Annotated in this window: 21 protein-coding genes; 4 read left to right on the plus strand and 17 right to left on the minus strand. The window is 58.4% G+C overall.

The genetic code is table 11. From position 1 onward, the window contains the following. The first annotated feature begins 123 nt into the window (after window positions 1-123). Entirely contained in the window at window positions 124-474 is a 351-nt protein-coding gene (locus HQN82_RS07475; protein ID WP_004442563.1) for a lysozyme inhibitor LprI family protein, read from the plus strand. A 5-nt stretch (window positions 475-479) separates the two neighbouring features. Here the strand turns inward: HQN82_RS07475 and HQN82_RS07480 are convergent, their stop codons facing one another. Then, window positions 480-1,481, minus strand: a complete 1,002-nt coding sequence (locus HQN82_RS07480; RefSeq protein ID WP_173615007.1) for a serine hydrolase domain-containing protein — start codon at window positions 1,479-1,481, stop codon at window positions 480-482. Between the two features lie 451 nt (window positions 1,482-1,932). Then, window positions 1,933-3,768: a dihydroxy-acid dehydratase gene (ilvD, locus tag HQN82_RS07485; protein WP_006697627.1), complete on the minus strand. Its 1,836-nt coding sequence runs from the start codon at window positions 3,766-3,768 to the stop codon at window positions 1,933-1,935. Window positions 3,769-4,080: 312 nt separating this feature from the next. Here ilvD and msrP point away from each other — a divergent pair, with 312 nt between their 5' ends. The 3 genes from msrP to HQN82_RS07500 are packed head-to-tail and all read left to right on the plus strand — an operon-like array spanning window position 4,081 to window position 6,007. Beyond that, window positions 4,081-5,022, plus strand: coding sequence for a protein-methionine-sulfoxide reductase catalytic subunit MsrP (msrP, locus tag HQN82_RS07490; RefSeq protein WP_173614725.1), 942 nt, complete (start codon window positions 4,081-4,083; stop codon window positions 5,020-5,022). A gap of 2 nt (window positions 5,023-5,024) precedes the next feature. After that, entirely contained in the window at window positions 5,025-5,690 is a 666-nt protein-coding gene (gene msrQ, locus HQN82_RS07495) for a protein-methionine-sulfoxide reductase heme-binding subunit MsrQ (RefSeq protein ID WP_113381311.1), read from the plus strand. Then, on the plus strand, window positions 5,687-6,007 hold the full coding sequence (locus tag HQN82_RS07500) for a hypothetical protein (RefSeq protein ID WP_004442573.1): 321 nt from the start codon (window positions 5,687-5,689) through the stop codon (window positions 6,005-6,007). The genes msrQ and HQN82_RS07500 overlap by 4 nt, the downstream gene beginning before the upstream one ends. Window positions 6,008-6,089: 82 nt before the next feature. Here HQN82_RS07500 and rplQ read toward each other — a convergent pair whose 3' ends face one another. The 15 genes from rplQ to rplX all read right to left on the minus strand — a co-directional run bounded on the left by rplQ (window position 6,090) and on the right by rplX (window position 15,255). After that, window positions 6,090-6,515 carry a 50S ribosomal protein L17 gene (gene rplQ / locus HQN82_RS07505; RefSeq protein WP_003521014.1) on the minus strand — a complete coding sequence of 142 codons (426 nt, stop codon included), beginning with the start codon at window positions 6,513-6,515 and terminating at the stop codon, window positions 6,090-6,092. A gap of 118 nt (window positions 6,516-6,633) precedes the next feature. Then, complete coding sequence (locus tag HQN82_RS07510; protein WP_003495228.1) at window positions 6,634-7,644, minus strand: DNA-directed RNA polymerase subunit alpha; 1,011 nt, start codon at window positions 7,642-7,644, stop codon at window positions 6,634-6,636. Between the two features lie 195 nt (window positions 7,645-7,839). Next, on the minus strand, window positions 7,840-8,229 hold the full coding sequence (gene rpsK / locus HQN82_RS07515; protein ID WP_003495225.1) for a 30S ribosomal protein S11: 390 nt from the start codon (window positions 8,227-8,229) through the stop codon (window positions 7,840-7,842). Window positions 8,230-8,367: 138 nt separating this feature from the next. Next, entirely contained in the window at window positions 8,368-8,736 is a 369-nt protein-coding gene (rpsM, locus tag HQN82_RS07520; RefSeq protein WP_003516122.1) for a 30S ribosomal protein S13, read from the minus strand. Between the two features lie 302 nt (window positions 8,737-9,038). After that, window positions 9,039-9,629 carry an adenylate kinase gene (locus tag HQN82_RS07525; protein WP_003507790.1) on the minus strand — a complete coding sequence of 197 codons (591 nt, stop codon included), beginning with the start codon at window positions 9,627-9,629 and terminating at the stop codon, window positions 9,039-9,041. Further along, complete coding sequence (gene secY, locus HQN82_RS07530) at window positions 9,626-10,966, minus strand: preprotein translocase subunit SecY (RefSeq protein ID WP_004442582.1); 1,341 nt, start codon at window positions 10,964-10,966, stop codon at window positions 9,626-9,628. The genes HQN82_RS07525 and secY overlap by 4 nt, the downstream gene beginning before the upstream one ends. A 328-nt stretch (window positions 10,967-11,294) precedes the next feature. Beyond that, entirely contained in the window at window positions 11,295-11,774 is a 480-nt protein-coding gene (rplO, locus tag HQN82_RS07535; protein WP_173614726.1) for a 50S ribosomal protein L15, read from the minus strand. Window positions 11,775-11,790: 16 nt separating this feature from the next. Next, entirely contained in the window at window positions 11,791-11,997 is a 207-nt protein-coding gene (rpmD, locus tag HQN82_RS07540; protein ID WP_173614727.1) for a 50S ribosomal protein L30, read from the minus strand. Between the two features lie 11 nt (window positions 11,998-12,008). Next, entirely contained in the window at window positions 12,009-12,578 is a 570-nt protein-coding gene (gene rpsE / locus HQN82_RS07545; protein WP_004442585.1) for a 30S ribosomal protein S5, read from the minus strand. 119 nt (window positions 12,579-12,697) lie between these two features. Continuing rightward, window positions 12,698-13,060, minus strand: a complete 363-nt coding sequence (rplR, locus tag HQN82_RS07550; protein WP_003507787.1) for a 50S ribosomal protein L18 — start codon at window positions 13,058-13,060, stop codon at window positions 12,698-12,700. A 12-nt stretch (window positions 13,061-13,072) separates the two neighbouring features. Further along, window positions 13,073-13,606, minus strand: a complete 534-nt coding sequence (gene rplF / locus HQN82_RS07555; protein WP_003495204.1) for a 50S ribosomal protein L6 — start codon at window positions 13,604-13,606, stop codon at window positions 13,073-13,075. A gap of 43 nt (window positions 13,607-13,649) precedes the next feature. Continuing rightward, a complete protein-coding gene (gene rpsH / locus HQN82_RS07560; RefSeq protein ID WP_004442588.1) occupies window positions 13,650-14,048 on the minus strand; it encodes a 30S ribosomal protein S8 in 399 nt (132 codons plus the stop codon). A 12-nt stretch (window positions 14,049-14,060) separates the two neighbouring features. Continuing rightward, window positions 14,061-14,366, minus strand: coding sequence for a 30S ribosomal protein S14 (gene rpsN, locus HQN82_RS07565; RefSeq protein WP_004442591.1), 306 nt, complete (start codon window positions 14,364-14,366; stop codon window positions 14,061-14,063). 33 nt (window positions 14,367-14,399) lie between these two features. After that, window positions 14,400-14,954 (minus strand): 50S ribosomal protein L5, encoded by a 555-nt coding sequence (gene rplE, locus HQN82_RS07570; protein ID WP_173614728.1) that lies wholly within the window; start codon window positions 14,952-14,954, stop codon window positions 14,400-14,402. Further along, entirely contained in the window at window positions 14,947-15,255 is a 309-nt protein-coding gene (gene rplX / locus HQN82_RS07575; RefSeq protein ID WP_003521006.1) for a 50S ribosomal protein L24, read from the minus strand. Before rplX ends, rplE begins: the two co-directional genes overlap by 8 nt. Window positions 15,256-15,264 lie beyond the last annotated feature (9 nt).

The raw sequence follows: 15,264 nt of genomic DNA on the forward strand, positions 1-15,264 counted from the left end.
CTGTAAAGCAAAGAGCGGCAAGATGATGACCGTGGGTTTCAGGCACGGCGGCTTCCGCTGATGGAACCAGCAAAGGCGTATTTTGGTTTCATCCGCACCAGCAGTCCTCAACAGAGACAAGCCATGCATTTGAAAAAGCCCCTCCTCGCCTGCGGCATCCTTTTTGCTTCCTCGCTCCTCTCAACGGCCGGTGCTGCAAGTTTCGACTGCACGAAATCCGATCTCGCAGCGGATGAAAAGGCCATCTGCGACAACCGCGCCCTGAACGATCAGGACGTGAAGATGGCCACCACCTTCGATATCCTAACCCAGCTGATGGCCATGGGCGCCCGCGACACGTTGCGCGACGAGCAGAGCCAGTGGCTGAAGAAGCGCCAGGAATGTGCAGCCGACGTTGCCTGCCTTACCGGCGCCTATGAGGAGCGCATGAAACGTCTCGGAGAGGCGTTTCAGAGCATCAACCGACCGCTCTGACCCGATCACACCGCGCGGATGACGTTCTCCATGAGGCCATGCAGCTGATCGCGGTAACCGGTTCGGGCCGATGGCGCGTCTTCACGGGAGGTCATCACGACGGACAGTCGTTTTGCCGGCACGATGTACAGCATCTGCCCGCCATAACCCCAGGCATAATAGACCGTCTCGCCCGCCATCTCCCTGATGAACCAGCAATAACCGTAACCGTCGCCGTTGAAGACCGAATTGGTGCGCTGTCGCCATGATTGCTCGATCCAGTCCTGCGAAATCAACCGCTCACCACCGGGTGTCACGCCGCCTCTGCGGTAAAGCTCACCGAAGACCAGCAGCGACCGCGCGGTCATCGCCATCTGGTTGCCGCCGAGATAGATGCCCTGCGGATCGCGCTCCCAGCCGCCGATGGAAAACCCTTCCAGGGGCCGAAACCAGTCTCGGGCGAGAGAAAGCGTCGAACGGCCGGATGCCTTCGTCAATATCGCCGACAGCAGATGTGTCGACGCCGTGGAATAAAGCATGCCGCCACCCGGCTCTCCGGCGAAACCCGACCCCAAGGCCATCCGCACCCAGTTGCGGCTGGCAACCCAACGGCCGTAATTCGGCCCGGACATGCGCTCCAGACCGGATTGCATTGACAGGAGGTGACCAACGGTGATCCGCTCCAGCCGGGGATCGGGATTTTGCGGAAATTCACCGCGCAGAATGGTCGCGATCGGCTGGTCCGCACCTTGGAGAATCTTGCGGTCGATCGCCATGCCGACCAACGCGGAGATGATCGATTTTGAGGCCGATTTGATATTGGTGGAGCCGTTCAAACCGGCACCATGATAGGCGCGGCTAGCGATCTCCTCGCCATCGATGCTGACGATGACGGTCTTGAGACTGGAAAACGCATCCGCCTCCCGCAGGAACGGATCGAAACGGACGTTGTTCCCGGCGCTCTGGGCACGGGCAAGTGAGGCGAAGGGTAGCGACGCAATGAGGGCGAGTGCGGTTCGTCTTTTCATGGTGATGAACTTAGGCATCGCTGCTTTCTGGAAAAGGGTCGCTGGACGAACATCACTCCAATGTGACTGCCACGCCAGAAACAATCTGCAGTCAGCTCCACATTTACGATGGAAAAACAAAACGGTGAAGGGATACCAGGAATCATCCCGCGAAGTAATTGAATCTGTTTGTGAGCCGAATTCACTCCAAATTCAGACAGCAAAAAGCCGCTCAGAGAGCGGCTCAATTTAAATGGAGGTGGAGAGCTTTCTCCTCCGCCCTGCCGGACTTGATCCGGCATCAGGCACGGCGCGTCTGCGCCGTAAGAAGAGTCTCTTGCGATCGAGGACTTGATCGCGCTGGACCCCGGATCGGTTCCGGGGTGACGAAGCGTGCTTGTATTGCTCTTCGAGCACTCCGGGAAGAAAGCGACGCATCAGGCGTAACCTTCCAACCCACTCTGCGACAGGATTACTCCGGCAATATCCGCACAGCACCCTTGTCTGCGCTCGACGCAAAGGCCGCATAGGCCTTCAGCGCCGTCGTGACATTGCGCTTGCGCGGTGCTTCCGGCTTCCAGCCCTTCTCTTCCTGCTCGGCCCGGCGCGAGGCCAGTTCCGCGTCGGAAACCTTCAGGTTGATCGTGCGGTTCGGAATGTCGATCTCGATCAGATCGCCCTGACGCACGAGGCCGATGGCGCCGCCCTGTGCCGCTTCCGGCGAGGCGTGGCCGATGGAAAGGCCTGAGGTGCCACCAGAAAAGCGACCGTCGGTGATCAGCGCGCAGGCTTTGCCGAGGCCCTTGGATTTCAGGTAGCTGGTCGGATAGAGCATTTCCTGCATGCCCGGGCCGCCCTTAGGACCTTCATAACGGATGACGACGACGTCGCCCGCCTTGACCTCGTTGCCGAGAATGCCCTTAACCGCCGCGTCCTGGCTTTCGTAAACGACCGCCGGGCCGTTGAATTTCAGGATGGACTCATCAACACCTGCCGTCTTCACGATACAGCCGTCGAGCGCGATGTTGCCGTAAAGCACGGCAAGACCACCATCCTTGGAGAATGGTTTCTCGACCGAGCGAATGACGCCATTGTCGCTGTCGGTATCCAGATCGTCCCAGCGCGAGGACTGGCTGAAGGCAACCTGCGTCGGCACGCCGCCGGGGGCCGCCTTGAAGAATTCGCGCACCGTCTCGCTGTTGGTGCGGGTGATGTCCCAGCGGTCGATGGCGTCACCCAGCGTCGCTTCATGCACCGTATAGGTATCGCGGTTGATCAGACCGCCGCGCTCCAACTCGCCAAGAATGCGCATGATGCCACCCGCGCGGTGAACGTCTTCCATGTGAACGTCCTGCTTGGCGGGCGCGACCTTCGAAAGGCACGGAACCTTGCGGGACAGACGGTCGATGTCTTCCATGGTGAAATCCACCCCGCCCTCGTGCGCGGCAGCGAGGATATGCAGCACCGTATTGGTGGAGCCGCCCATGGCGATATCCAGCGACATGGCGTTTTCAAACGCCGCCTTGTTGGCGATGGTCCGCGGCAGAACGGTTTCGTCTTCCTGCTCGTAATAACGGCGGGCCAGATCGACGATCAGATGACCGGCCTCGACGAAAAGTCGCTTGCGATCCGAATGGGTGGCAAGCGTCGAGCCGTTACCGGGCAGAGACAGGCCCAGCGCCTCGGTCAGACAGTTCATCGAATTGGCGGTGAACATGCCGGAACAGGAACCGCAGGTCGGGCAGGCAGATCGCTCGATAACCTTGACGTCCTCGTCAGAAATCTTGTCATCGGCGGCAGCCACCATGGCGTCGACCAGATCGAGCGCGACGGTTTTGCCATGCAGGACAACCTTGCCCGCTTCCATCGGACCACCGGACACGAAGACGGCGGGGATGTTGAGGCGCATGGCAGCATTCAACATGCCGGGGGTGATCTTGTCGCAGTTGGAAATGCACACCATGGCATCGGCGCAATGGGCATTGACCATATATTCGACCGAGTCAGCGATGATCTCGCGCGAGGGCAGCGAATAAAGCATGCCGTCATGGCCCATGGCGATGCCGTCATCGACCGCGATGGTGTTGAATTCCTTGGCAACACCGCCGGCCGCCTCGATTTCACGGGCAACCAGCTGGCCGAGATCCTTGAGGTGGACGTGGCCGGGCACGAACTGCGTGAAGGAATTGACGACAGCGATGATCGGCTTGCCGAAATCACTGTCCTTCATGCCGGTGGCGCGCCAAAGGCCGCGCGCGCCCGCCATGTTGCGGCCGTGGGTTGTCGTTCTTGAGCGATAGGCTGGCATGGTGTTTTCCTCAATCTCGGGGCGAAGCGCGCCTGCCCGCAACGCGGTGGAAGCTGCCTCTGCCCTATTTTGCGGTGTTTCTAACGCAAACCGCAAGCGCTGTCACTGTCACCTTAAGGCAAAACAGTACGGTTCGGTACGGTACGCCTTTCCCTTAACGCGGGCGAGCGGACGACGGCCTATCACAAATGCGCGATTTCCGTCTGCCCGGCGCTGTTTTTCCGCAGCAGATTGAAACATATCTGTGCAGCGGCCGTATTGGCTATCATAATCGATTTATCGCCGATGCACCCGGCTTTTGTGGAGGTTCCAATGCCCGCCTATCGTCCGCCCCATATTTCGGCAAGCGAAATCACGCCGAAAAACATCTACCTTTCCAGACGCGGCTTCCTCGGCACAGCGGCGGGCCTTGCGGCAATAGGGCTTGCGGGCCGTGAGGCGGTTGCCGCTCCGCTCGCGGCGAAACCCGGCGCTTACAAGCTGGATGAAAAACTCACGCCGCTTGATGCCGTCACCAGCTACAACAACTTCTACGAATTCGGCGTCGGCAAATCCGACCCCAAGGAAAATTCCGGCAAATTCAAACCCACCCCCTGGACCGTGAAAGTGGATGGCCTCGTTTCCAAGCCACAGGAATTCGGCATCGAAGAGCTGATGAAATATCAGCTTGAGGAACGCACCTACCGCATGCGCTGCGTCGAAGGCTGGTCGATGGTCATTCCATGGATCGGCTTCCCACTTGCAAGCCTGCTCGACAAGGTCGAACCGCTGGGCAGCGCGAAATATGTTTCCTTCGAGACCGTGGTGCGGCCAGAGGAAATGCCCGGACAGAGCGGCCTGTTCCAGCCCCTGTCATGGCCCTATGTCGAAGGTTTGCGCCTCGATGAAGCCCGCCATCCCCTGACCATCCTTGCCGTCGGCCTTTATGGCGAGACGTTGCCGAACCAGAACGGCGCACCGATCCGGCTTGTCGTGCCGTGGAAGTACGGCTTCAAGGGCATCAAATCCATCGTCCGCATTTCGCTTGTCGAGAAACAACCGGAAACGACCTGGAAAAATTCCAACGCTCGCGAATACGGCTTCTATTCCAACGTCAATCCACATGTGGACCATCCCCGCTGGAGCCAGGCGGCGGAGCAGCGCATCGGCGAAGGCGGCTTCTTTGGCACCCAGAACCGCCCTACCCTGATGTTCAATGGCTACGATGAAGTAGCGAGCCTCTACGCCGGCATGGACCTGAAGGCGAATTATTGACCATGGCTTTCGCCTTCACCTTACCCTCTCTGCCGAAGCGTTACCAACCGGCGGCCATCTGGTCGCTGTATGTCATCGGCCTTGCTCCCGGCGTCTGGTATTTCTACCTCGCCGCAACCGGAGGCCTCGGCTTCAACCCGGTCAAGGATTTCGAACACCTCCTCGGCATCTGGGCGCTTCGCTTCCTCTGTCTAGGCCTGCTGGTGACGCCGCTACGCGATCTCTTCAACATCAACCTCATCGCCTATCGTCGGGCGCTGGGCCTGATTGCCTTTTATTACGTATTGGCGCACTTTACCGTCTATCTGGTGCTGGACCGTGGCCTCGTCTTCAGTTCCATTGCCGGTGATATCCTGAAACGGCCCTATATCATGTTCGGCATGGCGGGGCTCGTCATGCTCCTTCCCCTGGCGCTCACCTCCAACCGCTGGTCGATCCGCAAACTCGGCAGCCGCTGGAACACGCTGCATAAACTCGTCTATCTCGTGCTCATCGTCGGCGTCCTGCATTTCGTGCTGGCACGAAAATCGATCACGCTGGAGCCGGTGTTTTATATCAGCACCATGGTGGTATTGCTCGGCTATCGGCTGGTGCGGCCGACGATCATGGCGCGGAAGCGGGGAAGACGCGCCGTTGGCAATGCACAGCAACGCCCGTCAAAAACATGAAACCGACGGACCAAAACCCGAAAACCTCGCAACGCCCTAAAATTGCCGGCTCCAGTCAAGCGGCTGTTTCAGAGATTTTCAGCATCATGGCAATGGGGATGGCTCTCGCCCCCACTGATATTGCCCGGACGATGAACAGCGGTCATCGGAACGCACTATCAAAGCTTCTCGAACACATTGAGAATGGCGAGATCAATGAAGAAGACCTGCAAAAGCTTTGGCTGGCCCATCATGCTTCGGACCGTGTCGCCCTGATGGCGCCACTTGCCGATCTTATTCGTCAAATCAGCCAATATTCGCCCGATCGCCAGCCTTAAACACAGAAAACAACGCAAACAAAAAAGCCGGGCGATCACTCGCCCGGCTTTTTAACTCATGACGCCTGAACGGCGTCAAACCTTATGCAGCTTCGGCAGCAGCAGCTTCAGCGGCAACGCGAGCCTTGTCGGCTGCGCCCTTGGCGTCAACGTCGCGCTCGACGAATTCGATGACAGCGAGAGCGGCATTGTCGCCCTGGCGGAAGCCGGCCTTCATGATACGCAGGTAGCCGCCGTTGCGGTTTGCGTAACGTGCTGCGATCGCGTCGAACAGCTTGCGAACGGCGTCCTGATCCTTGATCTGCGAAATCGCCTGACGACGAGCGTGCAGGTCGCCGCGCTTGCCGAGGGTGACGAGCTTCTCAACGATCGGGCGAATTTCCTTCGCCTTCGGAAGCGTGGTGACGATCTGCTCATGGGTGATGAGCGAAGCAGCCATGTTGGCAAACATTGCCTTGCGGTGGCTGGCGGTTCTATTGAGCTTGCGGCCTGAATTACCGTGGCGCATTGCTATTCTCCTTCTACGCAGGTTCCTTCTTTAAGGCCTGCCGTTTCCTGGCACATGCAGGTGACTTACCTGCTGTTTGACGGGGAAAGGCAGTCTTTGAGGTCTGCCTTCTTGTTTGTTAGTACTGGTCTTCGTAACGCTTTGCGAGATCTTCGATGTTCTCAGGCGGCCATGCCGGCACTTCCATGCCGAGGTGCAGACCCATGGAAGCGAGAACTTCCTTGATTTCGTTCAGCGACTTGCGACCAAAGTTCGGCGTGCGGAGCATTTCGGCTTCGGTCTTCTGGATCAGGTCGCCGATGTAAACGATGTTGTCGTTCTTCAGGCAGTTTGCCGAACGAACCGACAGCTCGAGCTCGTCGACCTTCTTGAGAAGCGCCGGGTTGAACGCGAGTTCCGTAACCGATTCTTCTTCTGCTTCCTTCTGCGGCTCGTCGAAGTTGACGAAGACGCCCAGCTGGTCCTGAAGAATGCGAGCGGCGAAGGCAACGGCGTCTTCGCCGGAAACCGAACCGTTGGTCTCGATCGTCATGATCAGCTTGTCATAGTCGAGAACCTGGCCTTCACGGGTGTTTTCAACCTTGTAGGACACTTTCTTGACCGGAGAATAGAGGCTGTCCACCGGAATGAGGCCAATCGGGGCATCTTCCGCGCGGTTGCGCTCAGCCGGTACGTAACCCTTGCCGTTGTTGACGGTGAATTCCATGCGGATTTCAGCGCCATCGTCGAGCGTGCAGATCACGTGGTCGGGGTTCAGGATCTCGATGTCGCCAACCGTCTGGATGTCACCAGCGGTCACGGCACCCGGGCCCTGCTTGCGCACGACCATGCGCTTGGAATCGTCGCCATCCATCTTGATGGCGATTTCCTTGATGTTGAGCACGATATCCGTCACATCTTCCCGAACGCCGGGGATGGAGGAGAATTCGTGCAGGACACCGTCGATCTGCACGGCCGTAACAGCGGCGCCGCGCAGAGAAGACAACAGAACGCGACGCAGCGCGTTGCCGAGGGTAAGACCGAAACCACGCTCCAGCGGCTCGGCAACGAGCGTTGCCTTGGTGCGGCTGGACGAGGTGAACTCGACCTTGTTCGGCTTGATAAGTTCCTGCCAGTTCTTCTGAATCATCTTTAAACCTTCCGTTCGCCGCCACCATCCAATCGTGACGGACCGAGCATGAAAACACCGAGAGGAACCAATTTCAGCGGTTCATCGGTGGGTTCTTGAGCGCAAGTCCGCCGATCGAAATCGACGCGCACACGCCAGATACACGAAAATTCCGCCAGACCTGAGGTAAGGCGGAATTTCCGAACCACGGTCGCGTCAGACGCGGCGCTTCTTGCGCGGACGGCAACCGTTGTGCGGGATCGGCGTCACGTCGCGAATGGAAGTGATCATGAAACCGGCAGCCTGCAGGGCGCGAAGTGCCGATTCACGGCCGGAACCCGGACCGCAAACTTCAACTTCAAGCGACTTCATGCCGTGTTCCTGAGCCTTCTTCGCGCAATCTTCAGCAGCGATCTGGGCAGCAAACGGGGTCGACTTACGCGAACCCTTGAAGCCCTTGGCACCAGCGGACGACCAGGCAATAGCATTGCCCTGTGCGTCGGTGATGGTGATCATCGTGTTGTTGAAGGTCGAATTGACGTGCGCGACGCCAGACGTGATATTTTTGCGTTCGCGACGACGGACGCGTGCGGCTTCCTTGGCCATTTTATACCTTTCATTGATCTCTTCACCGCCGTAACACCAGCGGCTACACCGGCAATCAGCCCGTAACCGAGCTTTTCGCCAAACTCAGAAAGGCTGGCGCGGACTGCACCAGCCTCCCCTTTCCGGAGAACCGGAAAATTACTTCTTCTTACCAGCGATAGCCTTCGCCGGACCCTTGCGGGTGCGGGCGTTGGTGTGCGTGCGCTGACCGCGGACCGGAAGGCCACGACGGTGACGCAGGCCGCGGTAGCAACCGAGGTCCATCAGACGCTTGATGTTCATCGACGTTTCGCGACGCAGGTCGCCTTCGACCTGGTAGTCGCGGTCGATGGCTTCGCGGATCTGAAGAACTTCAGCATCCGTCAGCTGATGAACGCGCTTGTCAGCCGGAAGACCGACCTTGTCCATGATTTCCTGCGCGAATTTCGGACCAATCCCGTGAATGTAGGTCAGCGCAATAACAACGCGCTTCGCAGTCGGGATGTTGACGCCAGCGATACGTGCCACGTCTTTTCTCCTTGGTTCCAGTTGCCATCCGGCAAGTGGTGATTCCATTCGAGCGGCCGACAAGACCGCCAGTTCAAATTGATGTCCGTGACAAGTCAAAACGACCGAACCCGGATCTCCCTTCCCTAAGGGAAATCCGCGCCAGTCGCTTGGGATGTCGCGAGTTGGCGCGGTGTTTAACGGAATCAGCGCAAAAAAGCAACCGGCTCCGCCAAGATTCTTTTGCGATCCAAGGGATCAGCCGCCTTTCGAAAAGGAAGATGGGCAAGAACGCAACGATCCTCGCCCACTCATTCTCTCGATCAGGCAGAGGCTTTCTCGAGAACGCGCTCGATGGCCTCGGTGACGGCATCGACATCTGCCATGCCATCCAGCGTCACCAGTTCGCCCTGTTCGCTGTAATAAGCGGACAGCGGCGCAGTCTTTTCGCGATATTCCGTCAGGCGCTTGCGGAAAGCTTCCGGATTATCGTCAGAGCGAACAGTACCGCCGGCGGCAATGGTTTCAGCCACGCGATTTTCGATTCGGCGAATCAAAGCCTCTTCGTCCACCTTGAGTTCGATGACGGCGTCGAGTACCAAGTTCTTCTTACGCATGTTGTCGGCAAGCGCCTTCGCCTGCGGAACGGTGCGCGGATAACCGTCGAGAATGAAGCCCTTGGCACAGTCAGGAGCTTCGATACGTTCGGAAACGATCTGATTGACGATATCGTCGGATACCAGCCCGCCGGCGTCCATGACGGCCTTGGCGCGCTTGCCGATTTCGGTGCCCGCGCTGACCGCAGCGCGCAGCATGTCACCGGTTGAAAGCTGGGGGATCCCGTACTTGTCAGTAAGCCGCTTGGCCTGGGTTCCCTTGCCCGCACCCGGCGGACCCAAAAATATCAGTCTCATCGTCCCCTCTTTCCTCCACGCAACTTCGACTTCTTGATCAGACCTTCATACTGCTGGGCGATCAGGTGACCCTGAATCTGCGCAACCGTATCCAGAGTTACACTGACAACGATCAAAAGCGAAGTACCACCAAGGGCTAATGGAATGCCCGTACGTGCGATAAGTGTCTCAGGAAGGATACAGACGAAGACCAGATAAATCGCGCCGACCACGGTGATGCGGGTCAGAACGTAATCAATGTACTCCGCAGTGCGCTCGCCCGGACGGATGCCCGGAATGAAGCCGCCATGCTTCTTGAGATTGTCAGCCGTATCCTTCGGATTGAATACGATCGCCGTGTAGAAGAAGGCGAAGAAAGCAATCAGCAGGCCATAAAGCGCCATGAACAGCGGCTGGCCATGCTGCAGCGAGGCGATGATCGAGGTCGCCCAGGTCGGCAGGTTGGTGTTACCCGCAAAGCCTGCAGCCGTTGCCGGCAGAAGCAGCAGCGACGATGCGAAGATCGCAGGAATGACGCCGGCCGTGTTAAGCTTCAGCGGCAGGTGCGAGGTATCGCCCTGGAACATGCGGTTCCCGACCTGTCGCTTCGGATATTGGATCAACAGACGGCGCTGCGCACGCTCCACGAAGACGATAAGGGCAATGACGCCGATTGCAACGACGACGACCGTCAGGATGAGCGGGGTCGAAAGCGCACCGGTGCGGCCGAGTTCCAGCGTGCCGGCCAGAGCCTTGGGCAGACCGGCGGCAATGCCCGCGAAGATGATCAGCGAAATACCGTTGCCGATACCGCGCGAGGTGATCTGTTCGCCAAGCCACATCAGGAACATCGTACCGCCAAGCAGCGTGATGACGGTGGAAATGCGGAAGAACCAGCCCGGATCAACGACAAGGCCGTTACCGCTTTCGAGGCCGACCGCAATGCCATAGGCCTGCAGCGTGCCGAGCAGCACCGTGCCGTAACGGGTGTACTGGTTGATGATCTTGCGGCCGGCTTCGCCTTCCTTCTTCAACGCTTCGAGCGAAGGCACGACCGAGGTCATGAGCTGCACGATGATCGAAGCGGAGATGTAAGGCATGATGCCGAGGGCGAAAATCGCCATGCGCTCGACAGCGCCACCCGCAAACATGTTGAAAAGACCGAGAATACCGTTGGCCTGGCCACGGAAGGCCTGCGCATAGGCTTCAGGGTTCAGGCCCGGAAGCGGAATATGGGTGCCGAGACGGTAGACGAGAAGTGCGGCAAGAGTAAACCAGAGACGCTTTTTCAGATCCTCCGCCTTAGCGAAGGTCGAAAAATTCAGGTTCGAAGCCAGTTGTTCCGCTGCTGAAGCCATAAATTTCTCCGAATGACCCTTGCCAGCCAGCGCAACCGGCCGATGCGGAAAGGTCTAAAAGATACTGGTCAAAACCGGGCTTCGGACAAACGCGGCTCTGCGCCGCCATCATGCCTCACCCTGTTTTTTATGTCCTATCCCCTCCCCTATGGAAGTTCAAGAACTGTGAGGCTCTCCCTGCAGCACTTTCTGCCGCAAGCGGGGCCAAGGAAGCACACCGCGAAGAGATTTCCCTGATGCTCTATAAATCGATTTAGATCGAAAGCAACAGTGGCCAGGGAGCGCAAACGCCCGGAGCGACAAGCCCCGGGCGCCTGAAGTCTATATATTACTCGGCGGCTTCTGCTGCAACTGCGAGAAGCTTGATCGAGCCGCCAGCCTTTTCGATCTTTTCGATTGCGGGCTTGGAAGCACCGGCCACTTCGAAAGCGACCTTAGCCTTCAGCTCGCCGTCGGCGAGAATACGAACGCCGTCCTTGGTGCGGCGAATAACGCCGGCAGCCTTGAGAGCAGCAGCATCGATCGTTGCGGAAGCGTCAAGCTTCTTGGCGTCGATGGCGGTCTGAATGCGGCCGAGCGATACGACGACATATTCGGAAGCGAAGATGTTGTTGAAACCGCGCTTCGGCAGACGACGGTAGATGGGCATCTGACCGCCTTCGAAGCCGTTGATGGCGACGCCCGAACGAGCCTTCTGACCCTTCACACCGCGACCACCGGTCTTGCCCTTGCCGGAACCGATACCGCGACCTACGCGGATACGATCCTTGGAGGCGCCTTCGTTGTCTTTGATTTCATTGAGTTTCATGATAGGTTACTCCGTCTCACTTCTCGTCAACGACGCGAACGAGATGCTGGACCGCACGGATCATGCCGCGAACCGCCGGAGTGTCTTCCAGGGTGCGCTGACGATGCATCTTGTTGAGACCCAGACCCACCAGCGTCTGACGCTGGATTGCCGGGCGGCGAGTAGGGCTGCCGATCTGTTCGACCGTAACAGTCTTCTTGGCTTCAGTAGTTTTCTTGGCCATGATCCAGCTCCTTATTCTTCAGAAGCGTTGCCGGAAGCGGCACGACGAGCCTGAAGGGTCGCATACTTCAGACCGCGCTGTGCAGCGATGTCCTTCGGATGAACCTGATGCTTCAGAGCGTCGAACGTCGCGCGAACCATGTTGTACGGGTTCGAAGAACCGGTCGACTTGGCAACAACGTCATGAACGCCGAGCGTTTCGAATACGGCGCGCATCGGACCACCGGCGATGATACCGGTACCGGCCTTGGCCGAACGCAGCAGAACCTTGCCTGCGCCGTGACGGCCATTGACGTCGTGATGCAGCGTGCGGCCATCGCGCAGCGGAACGAAGATCAGATCGCGCTTTGCGCTTTCAGTCGCCTTGCGGATCGCTTCCGGAACTTCACGAGCCTTGCCGTGACCGAAACCAACGCGACCCTTCTGGTCGCCAACGACGACGAGAGCGGCGAAACCGAAACGACGGCCACCCTTAACAACCTTTGCAACGCGGTTGATCGCGACCAGCTTGTCGACGAATTCGCTATCGCGCTCTTCGCGGTTCTGACGCTCTTCGCGGGAACCTCTTTTATCCTGTGCCATTGTCCTTGTCCTTTTTCTTTTACGGGTGGAACGGCAAACGAAAAGACCAGCGGCCCCGAAGACGAGATCCGCATGGTCCGGTGAAATTCCGCCCGGATCGATGTCCGGGCGGAAAAAAATCAGAAGTTCAGGCCGCTTTCGCGGGCTGCATCTGCCAGAGCCTTGATACGGCCGTGATAGATGAACGCGCCACGGTCGAATACAACATCCTTGACGCCAGCCTTGACGCCGCGCTCGGCAACCAGCTTGCCGACAACAGCTGCTGCTGCAACGTCGGCGCCAGTCTTGAGCGAGCCGCGCAGATCGGCTTCGAGCGTGGAGGCAGACGCAAGCGTCTTGCCAGCAACGTCATCGATGATCTGGGCGTAGATGTTCTTCGACGAGCGATGAACCGACAGGCGCGGGCGGCCGTTGGCAACCGCCTTGATCTGGCGGCGCACACGGCTCGCGCGACGTGCAAGTGCTTCTTTCCTGCTAGCCATTTCGCGTGATCCTTACTTCTTCTTGCCTTCTTTGCGTACAATACGCTCTTCAGCGTACTTTACGCCCTTGCCCTTGTAGGGCTCGGGACCGCGGTATTCGCGGATTTCCGCGGCAACCTGGCCAACCTGCTGCTTGTTGATGCCGGAAACGATGATTTCCGTCGGCTTCGGAACGGCAATGGTGATGCCGACCGGAGGCTCGTAAACAACGTCGTGGCTGAAACCGAGAGCCAGCTGCAGGTTCTTGCCCTGCATGGCGGCACGGTAACCAACGCCGTTGATTTCGAGCTTGCGCTCATAGCCGTCCTTAACACCCTTGAAGATGTTCTCGATCATCGTGCGGGACATGCCCCACTTCGAACGAGCTTCCTTGGTGCCGTTAGCCGGCGTTACGGAAACGCCGTTATCTTCGAGCTTCAGCTGAATGTCGTCGTTAGCGACGAAAAACAGTTCACCCTTCGGGCCCTTAGCAGTAACCTTCTGGCCGTCGACATTGGCCGTCACACCTGCGGGAACCGGAACGGGCTTTTTACCGATACGAGACATTATTCAATCCTGTCTGTTCGTTATGGAGATCCTTGCTCGGGTCTTAGAAGACCGAGCAAAGAACCTCGCCACCAACGTTCTGTTCGCGAGCCTGGTGATCGGCCATCACGCCCTTCGGGGTCGAAAGGATGGTGATGCCGAGGCCGTTCGCGACCTGCGGAATGGACTTTACCGAGACATAAACCCGGCGGCCCGGCTTGGAAACGCGGCCGATCTCACGGATCACGGACGCGCCTTCGTAGTACTTCAGCTCGATGGTGAATTCGGACTTGCCGTTTTCGAAATCGACCTTGGAATAACCGCGAATGTAGCCTTCAGACTGCAGCACGTCGAGAACGCGTGCGCGGAGGCTGGAAGCAGGCGTGCTTACCGAAGACTTACGGCGAGCAGCACCATTGCGGATGCGGGTGAGCATATCACCCAAAGGATCAGTCATGGTCATGTGCCCGTCTCCTTACCAGCTCGACTTGACAATGCCCGGCACCTTGCCGGAATTGCCCAGCTCACGAAGCGCGATACGCGACATCTTGAGCTTGCGATAGAACGCGCGCGGACGGCCCGTTACTTCGCAGCGGTTGCGGATACGCGTCTTCGAGCCGTCACGCGGCAGCGAAGCGAGCTTCAGGGTGGCCTTGAACCGCTCTTCGATCGGAAGGGACTGGTTCATCACGATCGCCTTAAGGGCCGCGCGCTTGCTGGCCTGCTGGGCGACCGACTTGCGGCGGCGCTTGTTCTTTTCAACTGCGCTTGTTTTCGCCATATCGGAGTTCCTTTTCTACGCTCGTCGTTACGGTTAGTGACGGAACGGGAAGTTGAACTCTGTCAGCAGAGCCCGAGCTTCGTCGTCCGACGTCGCCGTCGTGCAAACGATGATGTCCATGCCCCACATCTGATCAACCTTATCGTAGTTGATCTCAGGGAACACAATGTGTTCCTTGATGCCCATGGCGAAGTTGCCACGGCCGTCAAAGCTCTTCGGGTTCAGGCCCCGGAAGTCGCGAACGCGCGGCAGCGCGACGTTGACCAGACGATCAAGGAATTCGTACATGCGGGCGCCACGAAGGGTAACCTTCGCACCGATCGGCATGCCTTCGCGAACCTTGAAACCAGCGATCGAGTTGCGAGCGCGGGTAACGACCGGCTTCTGGCCGGCAATCGCAGCCAGGTCACCGGCAGCGATCGTGGGCTTCTTGGAGTCGGCAGTCGCTTCGCCAACGCCCATGTTGATCACGATCTTTTCAAGCTTCGGGATCATCATGACGTTTGCGTAGGAGAACTTCTCCTGCATGGCGCCACGGATACGGGAAACGTATTCCGTCTTGAGACGCGGCTCGTACTTATCAGCCATCGATCACTTCTCCCGAACGCTTGGCCACGCGGACCTTCTTGCCATCCACAACCGAGAAGCCAACGCGGGTCGGCTTGCCATCCTTGTCGACGATGGCGATGTTGGAGATGTGCAAGGATGCTTCCTTGTTGATGATGCCGGCTTCCTGGGCCTGGGTCTGGCGCTGGTGACGCTTCACCATGTTTACGCCACGCACAACGGCCCGGTCTTCCTTCGGCAAAACCTGGATTACTTCGCCGGTACGGCCCTTGTCCTTACCGGTCAATACGACAACCTTGTCGCCTTTACGAATTTTCTGCATCGCATACGC

The sequence above is a fragment of the Agrobacterium pusense genome, from assembly GCF_013285525.1.
GTDB classification, from domain to species: Bacteria; Pseudomonadota; Alphaproteobacteria; order Rhizobiales; family Rhizobiaceae; genus Agrobacterium; species Agrobacterium pusense.

What these genes read in the sequence shown, in the direction of transcription:
- HQN82_RS07475 (WP_004442563.1), top strand. Translation starts at nt 124, where the DNA reads ATGCATTTGAAAAAGCCCCTCCTCGCCTGCGGCATCCTTTTTGCTTCC.
- HQN82_RS07480 (WP_173615007.1), bottom strand. Translation starts at nt 1,481, where the DNA reads ATGAAAAGACGAACCGCACTCGCCCTCATTGCGTCGCTACCCTTCGCC.
- ilvD (WP_006697627.1), bottom strand. Translation starts at nt 3,768, where the DNA reads ATGCCAGCCTATCGCTCAAGAACGACAACCCACGGCCGCAACATGGCG.
- msrP (WP_173614725.1), top strand. Translation starts at nt 4,081, where the DNA reads ATGCCCGCCTATCGTCCGCCCCATATTTCGGCAAGCGAAATCACGCCG.
- msrQ (WP_113381311.1), top strand. Translation starts at nt 5,025, where the DNA reads ATGGCTTTCGCCTTCACCTTACCCTCTCTGCCGAAGCGTTACCAACCG.
- HQN82_RS07500 (WP_004442573.1), top strand. Translation starts at nt 5,687, where the DNA reads ATGAAACCGACGGACCAAAACCCGAAAACCTCGCAACGCCCTAAAATT.
- rplQ (WP_003521014.1), bottom strand. Translation starts at nt 6,515, where the DNA reads ATGCGCCACGGTAATTCAGGCCGCAAGCTCAATAGAACCGCCAGCCAC.
- HQN82_RS07510 (WP_003495228.1), bottom strand. Translation starts at nt 7,644, where the DNA reads ATGATTCAGAAGAACTGGCAGGAACTTATCAAGCCGAACAAGGTCGAG.
- rpsK (WP_003495225.1), bottom strand. Translation starts at nt 8,229, where the DNA reads ATGGCCAAGGAAGCCGCACGCGTCCGTCGTCGCGAACGCAAAAATATC.
- HQN82_RS07525 (WP_003507790.1), bottom strand. Translation starts at nt 9,629, where the DNA reads ATGAGACTGATATTTTTGGGTCCGCCGGGTGCGGGCAAGGGAACCCAG.
- secY (WP_004442582.1), bottom strand. Translation starts at nt 10,966, where the DNA reads ATGGCTTCAGCAGCGGAACAACTGGCTTCGAACCTGAATTTTTCGACC.
- rplO (WP_173614726.1), bottom strand. Translation starts at nt 11,774, where the DNA reads ATGAAACTCAATGAAATCAAAGACAACGAAGGCGCCTCCAAGGATCGT.
- rpmD (WP_173614727.1), bottom strand. Translation starts at nt 11,997, where the DNA reads ATGGCCAAGAAAACTACTGAAGCCAAGAAGACTGTTACGGTCGAACAG.
- rpsE (WP_004442585.1), bottom strand. Translation starts at nt 12,578, where the DNA reads ATGGCACAGGATAAAAGAGGTTCCCGCGAAGAGCGTCAGAACCGCGAA.
- rplR (WP_003507787.1), bottom strand. Translation starts at nt 13,060, where the DNA reads ATGGCTAGCAGGAAAGAAGCACTTGCACGTCGCGCGAGCCGTGTGCGC.
- rplF (WP_003495204.1), bottom strand. Translation starts at nt 13,606, where the DNA reads ATGTCTCGTATCGGTAAAAAGCCCGTTCCGGTTCCCGCAGGTGTGACG.
- rpsH (WP_004442588.1), bottom strand. Translation starts at nt 14,048, where the DNA reads ATGACCATGACTGATCCTTTGGGTGATATGCTCACCCGCATCCGCAAT.
- rpsN (WP_004442591.1), bottom strand. Translation starts at nt 14,366, where the DNA reads ATGGCGAAAACAAGCGCAGTTGAAAAGAACAAGCGCCGCCGCAAGTCG.
- rplE (WP_173614728.1), bottom strand. Translation starts at nt 14,954, where the DNA reads ATGGCTGATAAGTACGAGCCGCGTCTCAAGACGGAATACGTTTCCCGT.
- rplX (WP_003521006.1), bottom strand. Translation starts at nt 15,255, where the DNA reads ATGCAGAAAATTCGTAAAGGCGACAAGGTTGTCGTATTGACCGGTAAG.